The organism is Alterinioella nitratireducens (assembly GCF_013155465.1).
Classification (GTDB): Bacteria; Pseudomonadota; Alphaproteobacteria; order Rhodobacterales; family Rhodobacteraceae; genus Alterinioella; species Alterinioella nitratireducens.
The window spans coordinates 316,436-328,690 of record NZ_JABJVX010000003.1 but is presented as its reverse complement, the minus strand read 5'-3'; the positions used below and the strand labels follow the sequence as shown (position 1 = coordinate 328,690).

General features: G+C 66.7%; 15 protein-coding genes. 8 read left to right on the top strand and 7 right to left on the bottom strand.

The window, feature by feature from the left end; translation table 11 throughout:
• Positions 1 to 295 precede the first annotated feature (295 nt).
• From HNS34_RS07270 to HNS34_RS07245, 6 genes are all read left to right on the top strand, one after another.
• Complete coding sequence (locus tag HNS34_RS07270) at positions 296 to 778, top strand: peptidase S1 (RefSeq protein ID WP_172319378.1); 483 nt, start codon at positions 296 to 298, stop codon at positions 776 to 778.
• A gap of 167 nt (positions 779 to 945) precedes the next feature.
• Entirely contained in the window at positions 946 to 2,772 is a 1,827-nt protein-coding gene (locus HNS34_RS20980; RefSeq protein WP_328700489.1) for an OmpA family protein, read from the top strand.
• A 230-nt stretch (positions 2,773 to 3,002) separates the two neighbouring features.
• Positions 3,003 to 3,980 carry an XdhC family protein gene (locus tag HNS34_RS07260; RefSeq protein WP_172319377.1) on the top strand — a complete coding sequence of 326 codons (978 nt, stop codon included), beginning with the start codon at positions 3,003 to 3,005 and terminating at the stop codon, positions 3,978 to 3,980.
• Positions 3,977 to 4,978 (top strand): molybdopterin-binding protein, encoded by a 1,002-nt coding sequence (locus tag HNS34_RS07255; RefSeq protein ID WP_172319376.1) that lies wholly within the window; start codon positions 3,977 to 3,979, stop codon positions 4,976 to 4,978. Before HNS34_RS07260 ends, HNS34_RS07255 begins: the two co-directional genes overlap by 4 nt.
• A 220-nt stretch (positions 4,979 to 5,198) precedes the next feature.
• A complete protein-coding gene (locus HNS34_RS07250; RefSeq protein ID WP_172319375.1) occupies positions 5,199 to 5,594 on the top strand; it encodes a hypothetical protein in 396 nt (131 codons plus the stop codon).
• Positions 5,595 to 5,672: 78 nt separating this feature from the next.
• Positions 5,673 to 6,218 (top strand): sugar O-acetyltransferase, encoded by a 546-nt coding sequence (locus HNS34_RS07245; protein ID WP_328700488.1) that lies wholly within the window; start codon positions 5,673 to 5,675, stop codon positions 6,216 to 6,218.
• A gap of 66 nt (positions 6,219 to 6,284) precedes the next feature.
• On the opposite strand, the gene HNS34_RS07240 is transcribed toward HNS34_RS07245, so the two are convergent.
• The 4 genes from HNS34_RS07240 to HNS34_RS07225 form a co-directional block, all read right to left on the bottom strand.
• Positions 6,285 to 7,085, bottom strand: a complete 801-nt coding sequence (locus tag HNS34_RS07240) for an ABC transporter substrate-binding protein (RefSeq protein ID WP_172319373.1) — start codon at positions 7,083 to 7,085, stop codon at positions 6,285 to 6,287.
• Positions 7,082 to 7,831 carry an ABC transporter ATP-binding protein gene (locus HNS34_RS07235; protein ID WP_172319372.1) on the bottom strand — a complete coding sequence of 250 codons (750 nt, stop codon included), beginning with the start codon at positions 7,829 to 7,831 and terminating at the stop codon, positions 7,082 to 7,084. The genes HNS34_RS07240 and HNS34_RS07235 overlap by 4 nt, the downstream gene beginning before the upstream one ends.
• Positions 7,824 to 8,531: an ABC transporter permease gene (locus HNS34_RS07230; RefSeq protein ID WP_172319371.1), complete on the bottom strand. Its 708-nt coding sequence runs from the start codon at positions 8,529 to 8,531 to the stop codon at positions 7,824 to 7,826. Before HNS34_RS07230 ends, HNS34_RS07235 begins: the two co-directional genes overlap by 8 nt.
• Before the next feature lie 171 nt (positions 8,532 to 8,702).
• Entirely contained in the window at positions 8,703 to 9,479 is a 777-nt protein-coding gene (locus tag HNS34_RS07225; RefSeq protein WP_172319370.1) for a hypothetical protein, read from the bottom strand.
• 194 nt (positions 9,480 to 9,673) lie between these two features.
• Here HNS34_RS07225 and infC point away from each other — a divergent pair, with 194 nt between their 5' ends.
• Positions 9,674 to 10,216, top strand: coding sequence for a translation initiation factor IF-3 (infC, locus tag HNS34_RS07220; protein WP_172319462.1), 543 nt, complete (start codon positions 9,674 to 9,676; stop codon positions 10,214 to 10,216).
• On the opposite strand, the gene HNS34_RS07215 is transcribed toward infC, so the two are convergent.
• Complete coding sequence (locus tag HNS34_RS07215; protein WP_172319369.1) at positions 10,183 to 10,344, bottom strand: hypothetical protein; 162 nt, start codon at positions 10,342 to 10,344, stop codon at positions 10,183 to 10,185. The two genes, infC and HNS34_RS07215, sit on opposite strands and share 34 nt — an antisense overlap.
• Positions 10,345 to 10,431: 87 nt before the next feature.
• Here HNS34_RS07215 and HNS34_RS07210 point away from each other — a divergent pair, with 87 nt between their 5' ends.
• Positions 10,432 to 10,740 (top strand): EthD family reductase, encoded by a 309-nt coding sequence (locus HNS34_RS07210; protein ID WP_172319368.1) that lies wholly within the window; start codon positions 10,432 to 10,434, stop codon positions 10,738 to 10,740.
• A gap of 186 nt (positions 10,741 to 10,926) precedes the next feature.
• Here HNS34_RS07210 and HNS34_RS07205 read toward each other — a convergent pair whose 3' ends face one another.
• Together HNS34_RS07205 and HNS34_RS07200 are read right to left on the bottom strand one after the other, a co-directional pair.
• On the bottom strand, positions 10,927 to 11,775 hold the full coding sequence (locus tag HNS34_RS07205; RefSeq protein ID WP_172319367.1) for a ferredoxin--NADP reductase: 849 nt from the start codon (positions 11,773 to 11,775) through the stop codon (positions 10,927 to 10,929).
• 73 nt (positions 11,776 to 11,848) lie between these two features.
• Positions 11,849 to 12,244 (bottom strand): DUF934 domain-containing protein, encoded by a 396-nt coding sequence (locus HNS34_RS07200; RefSeq protein ID WP_172319366.1) that lies wholly within the window; start codon positions 12,242 to 12,244, stop codon positions 11,849 to 11,851.
• Positions 12,245 to 12,255 lie beyond the last annotated feature (11 nt).

Below are 12,255 nucleotides of genomic sequence, written 5' to 3'. Positions count from 1 at the left end.
GCAATTTCTTTAAGGAAAGCGCGGCTATTTCCGGCCTCCACGGCCACGCGCGCGTGACAATCAGCAGGTGCCGGGCGGGATTGGTGACAATACCGGGAAACTTTATCGAAACTTAAGACCTGTGGCAGGGATCGCGCGCCGCGGGAGGCTTGTGGGGATTCGCACACCAAACCGGTTTTTCGTTGCGGCATGCTGCACGCTTCACTTGGATTTTTTGCCGGGAGTTTGGTAACTTAACCCGAACCCGCCCGATAAGCGGGATCACAAGAATTGTTTTTGACCAGGGAGATACGTCATGATCAAACGCCTTTTTGCCACCCTGGCCTTCGCCATCGGCCTTGTGGGGGCGGGACAGGCTCTTGCCTGTCCGAACTGGAACAATCCGACCGTGTTCGGCCAGCAAAGCCTTCAGGCCGGATTCCTGCCTGACCCTTACGTGCGCAACCTGACCGCCGGCGGGCGGGTGAACCTGGCCGATTGCAGCCCCTACCTAGGTGCGGGGTGGGTGGTGTCGCGGCCAGATTTCCGGCTGCAATACCAGGGCACGTCGCCCACCGGACGGCTGACCTTCGCGCTTGAGGCGCGGTCAAATGTCGACCCGATCCTGGTGGTGAATGCGCCCGATGGCTCGTGGTACTACAATGACGATTATCGCGGCTTCAATTCGGCCATCGTCTTCACCAACCCGATGTCGGGGCAATATGATATCTGGACCGGCAGCTACAACCGCAGCTCCAACAACCCGGCGCAATTGATCATCACCGAATACAACTACTGATCCCGTCCTGAACCGGGACCGCGCGGGCCGCCTCCGAGTGCCGGGGGCGACCTGTTTGCGTCCGGGGCGGCTGGCGAAAACCCGCCGGTGCAGGTCCGGCGCGGGAACCCTTGCGTATCCATGGCCGTTGATCCCGCGAACCGAGATCAACATGAAGGAGGCCCCAGATGCGCCGATCCCTCTCGACCACGACCGCCCTTGTCGCCAGCCTGTCGCTGGCCGTTCCCTTTCCGACCACCGGCTTTGCCCAGGATGACATCCTGTCCGACGCGCTGGAATGCGCCGAGGGGCTGAGCGCGGAGGATTGCGCCGCGCTTCTGGACGGCGCGGAAGGGGAGGCCGAAGCAGAGGCTGAAGCAGGAGCAGAAGCAGAAGCAGAAGCAGAAGCAGAAGCAGAAGCAGAAGCAGAAGCAGAAGCAGAAGCAGAAGCAGAAGCAGGCTCGGAAGCGGCGCCTGAAGCCGAAGCAGAGGTTGAGGCTGACGTTGAAACCGAGGCAGAGGCAGAGGCAGAGGCAGAGGCGGCCCCCGAGGCCGAAGCAGAAGCGGCGCCCGAAGCCGAGGCCGAAGTCGAAACAGAAGCGGAGGCAGAGGTCGACGCCGAAACCCCGAGCGCGGCTGAAATCGAAGAACGGCTGGAAGCCGAAGCCGAAGCCGAGGGTGAGGCTGAAGCCGAAGCGATGGAAGACGCCGAGGCAGAGGCAGAGGGTGAGGCAGAACCGGAAGCCGAAGCAGAGGTTGAAGCCGAAGCAGAGGTTGAAGCCGAAGCAGAGGTTGAAGCAGAAGCAGAGGTTGAAGCCGAGGCAGAAGCAGAGGCCCCCGAGGCCGAGGCAGAAGCAGAGGCCCCCGAGGCCGAGGCCGAAGCGGAGGTGACGGAAGAACCGCAGCAAACCGAAGAGCCCGCCCCGACCGGACCCTCGGATGCCGAAATGGATGCTGCGGGAGGCGGTGCCGCCGAAGCCGCCGCCGCCGCCGAGGACGCCGATCCGGTCGAGGAAACCACCGAAACCGTGACCTCGGAGGAGGTGCGCAGCTCGGACGAGGAGTTTGCCGAGGATGACACGCCCCCGGCAACCGCCGGAACGGATGATGATGATGACGGCCTCTCGACGCTCGAACGCGGGCTGATCGCGGCGGGCGCGGGGCTTGTCGTCGGCGCGCTTCTGTCGGGCAACCGCGAGGTCGTCTCGACCGCGCCCGACCGCGTCGTCGTGCAGGACCAACAGGGCAACCTGGAGGTGATCCGCGACGATGACACCATCCTGCGCCGTCCCGGTGACGAGGTGACGACGCGCCGCTTCGACGATGGCTCCACCCGCACTGTCATCACCCATCCCGACGGGTCGCAGACCGTGACCGTGCGCAATGCCGAGATGCGCGTGCTGAAACGCATCGTGGTGTCGCCGAACGGGACCGAGACCGTTCTGTTCGACGACACGCGCACTGTCGAGGCCGTCGACCTGGCGACGCTGCCGCAACCGCAAGGCGCGCCCGCCGCGTCCTTTGACCCCGACAACGCCGATGTCGCCGCCCTGCGCGCGGTCCTCGCCGCCGAAACCCAGGTGGGGCGTGGCTTTTCGCTGGCGCAGGTGCGCCATATCGACCGGGTCCGCTACCTCGCGCCCGCGATCAATATCGACAATGTCACCTTTGCCACCGGCTCGGCGGCGATCCAGCCCTCCGAGGCCGAGGAACTGACCGCGCTTGGCCAGCTCATGCGCGATCTGATCGCCGAGAACCCTGGCGAGGTGTTCCTGATCGAGGGCCATACCGACGCGATCGGGGGGCGGGCGCTGAACCTTGCGCTCTCCGACCGCCGGGCCGAATCCGTGGCGCTGGCGCTCTCCGAGTATTTCGGCGTCTCGCCCGCCAACATGGTCCTGCAGGGCTATGGCGAAAGCGATCTGCTGATCGAAACGCAGCAGGCCGCCCGCGAAAACCGCCGCGTCGTGGTGCGCCGGGTGACGCCGCTGCTGCAGGTGGCAGGCGCCAACTGACAACTGACCAGCAAAGCCCCTCCGCCCGAGATGGCGGAGGGGCGCCCCTGTGCGCGGGGTTCCGGGTCGCCCGAGCCCCGTTGCTTTGCCACACGGCCAGGATGACCGGATCACCCCGGCGACGGGGTGGAGGCTTGCGCGACGGCGCTTCTCAGCCGCGCGAATGTGGCCTATGTTGATGTCGGATCCCCCCGCAACACCTGCTTCCTGACCCGGATCACGCAATCGGAATGACGCACACCTTCACCCAGATCCCCGAGATCGCGCTGGACTGGCACCGGCGGGGGCGCGGCGCGGTGCTGGCCACCGTGGTGGAAACCTGGGGCTCGGCCCCCCGGCCCGTCGGCAGCCAGTTGGTCGTCTCGGGCGCGGGCGAGATGGAAGGCTCGGTCTCGGGCGGCTGCGTCGAGGGCGCGGTGGTCGAGGAGGCGATGGAGGCGCTGACCTCCCACGCCGCGCAGATGCTGGAATTCGGCGTCGCGGATGAGGATGCCTTTGCCGTGGGACTGGCCTGCGGCGGGCGCATCAAGGTGCTGGTGGAGCCCGTGGGCACAGTGCTGCCCGAGGCGCTGCTGGCCGACCTGGTCGCGGCCCGCGCGGCGCGCAAGCCGGTGGCCTATCTGGTCGATCTGGAGACCGGGGCGCGCAGGCTGGCGGCAGGCGACACACCCGCGCTGGCCGCGCGATTCCGGGCCGACAAATCCGGCGTCGAGGGGTCCGAGTTCATCGCCATCCACAACCCGCCCCTGCGCCTGATGGTGGTGGGCGCGGTCCATATCGCGCAGGCCCTGCTGCCGATGGCCCAGATGGCGGGCTATGACCCGGTGCTGATCGACCCGCGCCCGGCCTTCGCCTCGCCCGCCCGGTTTCCCGGCGCGAAACTGGTCGAGGACTGGCCCGATGCAGCCCTTGAGGCCCTCGCTCCCGACAGCCGCAGCGCCATCGTGACGCTGACCCATGATCCGAAGCTGGACGATCCCGCGATCCAGGCCGCGCTGGCTTCGGACTGCTTCTATCTCGGCTGCCTGGGGTCGACGCGCACCCATGCCAAGCGGGTCGAGAGGCTTGGCGCGGCGGGGGTGTCACCCGACGATATCGCGCGCATCCATGCGCCCGTGGGCCTCGATATCGGGTCGCAAGGCCCCGCCGAGATCGCGCTGTCGATCCTGGCCGAGATCACGCGGGTTCTGCGGCAGGAGGGGGCATGAGGTTCGGCCCGGTGCCGGTCGCGGAGGCCGCGGGCGCGGTGCTGGCCCATTCCGTGCGCGTGACCGGGGCAGGGGACAAGGCGCGCCGTCTTCCCAAGGGCAATGTGCTGAGTGCCGCCGATATCGCCGACCTCGCGGCGGAGGGCGTGACCTCGGTCACCGTGGCGCGGCTGGAGGCGGGGGATATCGCGGAGGATGCGGCTGCGACCCGGCTGGCACACGCGCTGATCCCCGACCCCGAGGCCGCCCGTATCCGCATCGCCAGGGGGGCCAAGGGACGCGTCAACCTGCACGCGGAGGGCGCGGGGCTGCTGCGCCTCGACAGACCGGCAATCGAGGCGGTGAACAGCGTCGATCCGATGGTCACCCTGGCCACGCTGCCCGATTACCAGCGCATCGGCGCGGGCGGCATGATCGCGACGATCAAGATCATCTCCTATGCCGTGGCGGAGGCGAGTTTGCACAAGGCGGAACGGGCCGGGGCCGGGGCGCTGCATGTCGCGGCCCCCGTCTATCGCGCCGCCACGCTGATCGAGACCCGGATCGGCGCGGCGGAGCCCTCGCCCAAGGGCCGCGAGGCGATGGCCGCGCGGCTCGACCGGTTCGGGATGCGGCTGACGGACCGGGCCTTTGCCGCGCATGAGATCGCCGACCTCGCGGGGGCGATTGCGCGGGCCGAGGGCGAGGTCATCCTGATCCTGACCGCCTCGGCCACGTCCGACCCCGCCGATGTCGGACCCGAGGCGCTGCGCGCGGCGGGGGGGCGGGTGACGCGGGTGGGCATGCCGGTCGATCCGGGCAACCTGCTGTTCCTCGGGCATCTCGGCGACCGCCCCGTGATCGGCCTGCCGGGCTGCGCCCGCTCGCCCGCGCTGAACGGGGCCGATTGGGTGCTGGAGCGGGTGATCTGCGGCCAGGAGGTGACCAGCGCCGACATCGCCGCGATGGCCGTGGGCGGGCTGCTGAAGGAGATCCCGACCCGCCCGCAGCCGCGCTGAGACGGACGGCCCCACGATCGCTCGACACGAAAGTTTTCGTTTTCCGACGGCCGATTTCATGCTTGGATGGAGGCCCAAGGGCGGATCACGGCCCGCGCGGAGACGGCGCCAGAGTGCCCCGCGCCAGTTTGCCCGATCTGCGACAGGCGCGATTCGCGCATTCGTTCAGGCGCTCCGGCCTGCCCCCGCGTCCGGAGATTGAAACCAAGGAGATCATATCATGAACCGCATTTTCCTACCGCTTGTCGCCGTTGCCCTGGCCCCGTTTGCCGCCTCGGCGGAAGGGTTTTCCTCGGGCTACGTGACCGGATTCAACTCCGAGGCCGAGTGCATGGACACCGCGCGAAACTCGCTCGACGCGCATTTCCGCGAGAACGGCGGCACGCCCGATACCGGCGAGGGCAGCTATTCCATCTACGGCTTCGACGTGCCGCCGGGGATCACCCAGGTGGCCATTGTCTGCTCGGAGCATGACGGCTCGGTCGTGGCGACGGTGACGGGTTATTCGCTGGTCGAGAACGGCACGAGGCTGGAGACGGTGCAGACGATGATCGACCGCATCAACGGCACCTTCGCGCCCGCATTGCCGACCAATCCGCCGACTGGCAACAAGTAAGGCGGATCGAACCGCGAGATTGGACCGGCGTGGAGGAGACCCTCTCCATGCCGGTCGTTTCGTTTCAAGGGGATGGGCATGTCCGAGCAGGACAGGATGGCGGCGGGGGACTGGTACTCATGCCTCGATGACGGGCTGGAGGCCCTGCGCCAGCGCGCCCGCCGCGCGGTTCATGCCCATAACACGACCGCGCCCGATGCGCGCGGGGGCATGGCGCCGGAATTGGCCGCGCTCTTTGCCAGGATCGGTCGGGATGTCTTTGTCGAAGCGCCGTTTCATTGCTCCTACGGGATGAATATCCACCTCGGCGACCGGGTCTACCTGAACGCGGGCTGCACGGTGCTGGACTCGGGGCGGGTCGAGATCGGCGATGATGTGATGATCGGGCCGGGGGTGCAGATCTATTGCGCCGAACACCACAAGGACGCCGCGAAACGCATGGCGGGACAGGAGCGCGCGCATCCCGTCAGCATCGGCCCCGGAGCCTGGATCGGCGGGCGCGCGATCGTGATGCCGGGGGTGCGCGTCGGCGCGGGCGCGATCGTGGGCGCGGGCAGCGTGGTGACGCGGGACGTGGCCCCCGGCGCGACCGTCATCGGCATCCCGGCGCGCGCCATCGGATAGGGAGAAAAATCTTGTGCCAAGATTTTTCGGGCCCGAAGAATTTTGAAGGAAAATTCTTCCCCGCGCTCAGTCGCCCGCGTTGGGGAAGAACAACTGCTCTCCGTCCAGCATGAAACCCGCGATCACCGCCTGGCCATCCTCCAGCAGCCAGTCGGTGAAGGCCCGCGCGCCCTCCGCGTTCACATTCGGGCAATGCGCGGGGTTCACGGGGATGACGCCATATTGGTTGAACAGCGCCGGGTCGCCCTGGTTCAGGATCACGTGATCGCCCCGGTTCTCGAAGGCCAGCCAGGTGGCGCGGTCGGTCAGCGTGTAGGCCCCCATGCCCACGGCGAGGTTCAGCGTCGCCCCCATGCCCGAGCCGGTCTCACGATACCACCCGCCCGAGGCCGCGGCGACATCGGCGATGCCGTCCCAGAGGTTCAACTCCTTCTGATGCGTGCCGCTGTCATCACCACGGCTGGCGAAGGGGGACTCGGCAGCGGCGATGCGGGAGAGCGCCTCGGTCGCGCTGTCGGCCCCGGCGACACCGGCAGGATCATCCGACGGCCCCACGATGACGAAGTCATTATACATTAGGTCATGGCGCGCCGTGCCGTAGCCTGCGGCGACGAAGGCTTCCTCCGCCGCGCGGGCATGAGTGATCAGCATGTCGCCATCGCAGCGCTGCGCATTGCCGAGCGCCTGGCCGGTGCCGACCGCCACGACGCGGATATCGAGGCCGAGCGCCTCGGACGCGACCGGCAGGATATGGGCGTAGAGGCCGGAGTTCTGCGTCGACGTGGTGGATTGCACCAGCACGACGGGGTCGTTGGCGAGGGCCGGGGTGGCGGCAAGGGTCAGGAGGGCGGCACGCAAGATACTCATAGCAACAGCTTTCCGGTCAGGTAGGCACGCGCGGCAGCACTTTCGGGATGGGTCAGGAAGGCGGATTTCCCGGCGATTTCGTGGCAGCGCCCCTGGTGCAGGAACGCGACCTCATCCGCCAGGCGCTGGACCTGACCGGTGTCATGGGTGACGAGGATGACCTTGGTGCCGCCCTCGGTGACGCGGGCGACCAGCGCCTCGATGGCATGGGTCGCCTGCGGGTCGAGATGGGCGGTCGGTTCGTCCAGCATCAGGAGCAGCGGATTGGCGGCCAGCGCCCGGATGATGGCGAGGCGTTGCTGTTCGCCGCCCGAAAGCCTGCGGGCGGGCCGGTCGGCCAGCGCCTCCAGGTTGCCGAGCGCCAGCAATTCCCCCACGCGGGGCGCGCGGTGCCTGCGCGGGACACGGGCCAGCGCGAGGGCATGGCGCAGGTTGGCCGCGACCGAGCGGCGCAGAAGCACGGGGCGTTGCAGCACCAGCCCGATCCGTCCCTGCATGGCGCGCGGCACGATCACCCGGCCCGCGTCCGGCGCGATCAGCCCCGCGATGACCCGCAGGAGCAGGGATTTCCCGGCCCCGTTCGGCCCCAGAAGCGCGGTGACACCGCCGGGCGACAGCGTCATCTCGACCCCGTTCAAAAGCGCCGCGCCGGAGCGGCTGAGGCAAAGCCCCTCGATGCGCAGCGCGGGCGGATCGGCGGGGCGGGGCGGTTGGAACGGGATGACGCGCGGGGTGGGGTCAGGCATGCGCATGCGCCTCCATCCGGTTGCGGACGCCCAGGACCACGGCATTCAGCACCAGCGTGATCAGAAGCAGCACGATGCCCAGGCCGAGCGCCAGTGGCAGCGCGCCGCGCGATGTCTCCAGCGCGATGGCCGTGGTCATCACCCGCGTGACATGGTCGATATTGCCGCCGACGAGCATCACCGCGCCGACCTCGGCCAGCGCCCGACCAAGCCCGGCCAGCAGCGCCGTGGCCAGCGAAAACCGTCCGTCCCAAAGCAGGGTTGCCACGACATCGAAGCGGTTTGCCCCCAGAACCCGCAGCGTCTCGTCATATTCGCCAAGCAGATCGGCGAGGGTGGAGCGCGCCAGCGCCGCGATGATCGGCGTGACCAGCACGGTCTGCGCCACGATCATGGCGGCGGGGGTGTAGAGGAACTCCAGCACGCCAAGCGGGCCGGAGGCCGAGAAGGTCAGGTAGACGACCAGCCCCACCACCACCGGCGGCAGCCCCATCAGCGCGTTGACCACCACGATAAGAAGCCCGCGGCCGGGAAAGCGGACCACCGCCAGGACCGCGCCGAGCGGCAGGCCGATCAGCGCCGCCAGCAGAACGGCGGTCAGCGAGACGCGCAGCGACAGGGCGACGATTTCGATCAGGTCGGCATCGCCCGAGACGATGAGGCCGAGCGCGGTCAGGAAGCTGTCGGAAAGCGTGGGCATGGGCGGGATCCTCTCGGCCCAAACTGGCGCGAGAACTGCCAGGAGGGAAGCCCCGAAAGCGACCAGGTGGGATCGGGCTGCGAATTGCCGGTTCCGTCAGGTCTCTCAAACGAAAGACGCCCCCGGAAGCGATCCGGGGGCGTCGATCTGTCAGCCCTTGGCGGGCGCGCGTCAGTTGCCGAGCGCGTTTTGCAGGCGGGCCACGACCTCATCGACCATGCCGGGATTGTTGCGGGCCTGTTCGATGGCGGCGCGCAGGGCGACGCGGGAGACATCGGAAAGGCCGTCGGCCTCGTTGACCAGTTGCAGCGCGGCGTCGGGCTCGAACCCGTCGACGGTCAGGACCTGCGCGGGGTCGGGCGTCTCGGCGGTTTCGGTGCCGGTTGCCGCGTCAACAGCCTCCTCGACCGTGTCGGTGACGACCTCGGCGGCTTCCGTCGCAGCCTCGCCGACAGCCTGGGCAGCTTCGCCTGCGGCTTCTGCGGCCTCGGTTGCAGGTTCTTCCGCCGCTTCGGCCGCTTCGACTGCGGTTTCGGTCGTGGCGTCGACGGCCTCTTCGGTGCCTTCCGCCGCGGCCTCGGCGGCCTCCTCGACGGCTTCGGCAGCTTCAGCGGCCTCTGCCTCTGCGGCTGCCGCGGCTTCCTCGGCTGCGGCTTCTGCGGCGGCAGCTTCCTCGGCAGAGGCCTCTTCAGCGGCGGCGGCTTCCTCGGCAGCGGCGGCTTCCGCCTCGGCTGCGGCCTGGGCCGCGGCTTCCTCGGCGGCGGCAGCTTCGGCTTCCGCTTCCGCGACCGCCTCCGCCGCGGCGTCCTCGGCGGCTTCGGTGGTGTCTTCCATCACCTCTTCGGCGGGGGCGGGTTCCTCTGCGGTCTCCTGGCTCAGCGGGCTCATGAAATAGCCGATGGCGCCGATGGCGGCCAGGGCAATGATGATGATCAACGCGCGGGACATGGGGGTTCTCCAGTCTTGAAATGCTGTTTTTTGTTTCTCTCCTTCAAATACGCCGCCTGATGGGGTAGTGCAACGCCATCCCGGCCAACAATCGCCAAACATTGGCAAAACAGGCGGGGATTCGCCTTGAACCGTCAGAGGGGCAAGGTTAATTTCAATCAGACGAGAACAGTGGCAACAGAAGGAATTCGCCGATAGCCCGCAGACCCCATAACGCGCCGCCAACGCGCGACACCGGCCCCCGCGTCAATGAACGCATCCGGGCCGCAGAAATCCGCCTTATTGGCGCAGACGGTGACAATGTCGGGGTGGTCAGCCCCGAACGCGCCATGGACATGGCCGCCGAGGCGGGCCTGGACCTGGTCGAGATCTCGCCCAATGCCAATCCGCCCGTGTGCAAGATCATGGATTTCGGCAAGTTCAAATACGAACAGCAGAAACGCGAGAGCGAGGCGCGCAAGAAGCAAAAGACGATCGACGTCAAGGAAGTCAAGTTCCGCCCCAATACCGATACGCATGACTATGACGTCAAGATGCGCAACGTGCTGCGGTTCCTGGAAGGTGGCGACAAGGTCAAGGTGACCCTGCGTTTCCGCGGGCGCGAGATGGCGCACCAGAACCTGGGCCGCGAATTGCTTGAGCGGGTGGCCGAGGACGTCAAGGAGGTCGGCAAGATCGAGAACATGCCGAAGATGGAAGGCCGTCAGATGGTGATGATGATCGGGCCGACGAAGTAAGCTTTCCACTTGCTGTTGCACGGAAAGTCGGGAGACTTCGGGTGCAGGATGAAGACAAAAAAGGGGCGCGCCACCCGGGCGCGCCTCTTTTCTTTTGTCGCACGGCTCTTGATGCGCTGCCAGATCAAGGTCGGCCGAATTGGCTGGCTATCGGCAATATGTGACCCTAACGTCCTAAGGATCGTCCAATTCTGGACGGCCCAAAGGATTTCAAAATGACAGTTTCACTGCAAGTTCTCTATCCGACGGACAACGGCACCACGTTTGATCACGCTTACTATGCCGGTAAGCATATGCCGATTGTCGACCAGCATATGGGGCCACATATCGAGAATGTAATGATTATCAAGGGATTGGCAGGCGGTCCGGATGTCCCCGCGGGGTTCCACGCAATTGCGACAATGACGTTCAGGGATCAAGCCGCGCTGGACTCCGCTATGGGTGCCGCGGGGCCTGCCCTGGCTGATATTCCCAACTTCTACAGCGGGCAACCGCAAATGCTGATTGGCGAAGTTCAAGGGTAGCGGCACTGGCCTGCCGAAGGGAATGAGCTGGATCCAACCTGACTGGCGGGGGCCGGTTCCAGCGACAATTTCAGCAACGTGATAGCGTCTGGAATGCGCTGTATCTCTCGCGATCCCCGTCGCATTTTCGGAAGGGCGTAATGACCTGATCAGGACCGCAAATTCACCGCGACCCCGATTGGACGTTCAATCCAGGAACGCCTTTTCCACCACATATTGCGCGGGCTTGGAATTGGCGCCTTCCTCAAGCCCGTATTCCTCCAGCATCTCCTTCAATTCCAGGTTGAAGGCGAGGTTGCCGCAGATCATCGCGCGGTCGGTCTCGGCATTGAGCGGTTCGACACCCAGATCGACAAAGGCCTGACCCGAGCGCATCAGGTCGGTGATCCGGCCCATCCTGGCACTCTCTTCGCGCGTCGTTGTCGGGTAGTACTTGATCTTCTTCCAGAACCCCTCGCCGATCACGTCATTGAGCAGCTCATCCGTCTTGAGGCTTTCGATGATCTCGCGGCCATAGGTCAACTCGCCCGCCTCGCGGCAGGTATGGGTGATGATGACCTCGTCGTAATCCTCGTAGGTCTGCGGCTCGCGCAGGAGGCTGGCGAAGGGCGCGAATCCGGTGCCGGTGGCGAAGAACCAGAGCCGCTTGCCGGGCAGCAGCGCGTCATGGACCAACGTGCCGACGGGTTTGGGGCGCAGGATGATCTCGTCGCCCGGCTGGATATGCTGGAGCCGCGAGGTCAGCGGGCCGTCCTGCACCTTGATCGAGTAGAATTCCAGCTCCTCGTCCCAGGAGGGCGAGGCGATGGAATAGGCGCGCAGCAGCGGCTTCTGCTTGCCGGTCTTCGGGTTCACATCGCCCATCAGGCCGATCATCACGAATTCGCCCGAGCGAAAGCGCAGCGATGCGGGCCGTGTCACCCGGAAGGAAAACAGCCGGTCGGTGTAATGCGTGACCTCGGTGACGGTCTGGGCATCGGGCAGGGTGGGCACTTTGACGGCGCTGGTCTGGGTCACGGGGGATTGCTCGGTCATCGGAATACATGCGGCCCCGCAATGGGGTCGTCCTTCTAACTAGACGTTGATCTGGGTAAGGAAAAGGGGGCGTTCAGGCGGCGCGCAGCCGCGCCCGGTGGTCATGCGCCTGCCAGTCGGCGCGCGCAAGCCACTGATCCTCGGGCTGGCGCGCGGCGAGGTCGGCGTTGATCTGCACCGCATCGAAGCCCGACCGGCGCGCCATCGCGTATTGGTCGGCGAGGACATGACCGGAGGCAACAAGCCGCCCGGTATAGCCCCTCAGGCGCAGCCGCCGCGCAATGGTGAAGCCGCGCCCGTCGGCGAAGCTGGCGAAATCGACGCGAATCGCGGGGGTGGCAAGGTCCAGCGCGTCGAGATCGGCGTCGGGCGCGATGTCGAGCGCATCCTCGGCGGGAGCGGGCGCAAAGCCCGCATCGGTGACGAGAACGGCCTCGAGGGCGGCGGTTTCGGTGATCAGGTCTTTCATATCGGGTTCCT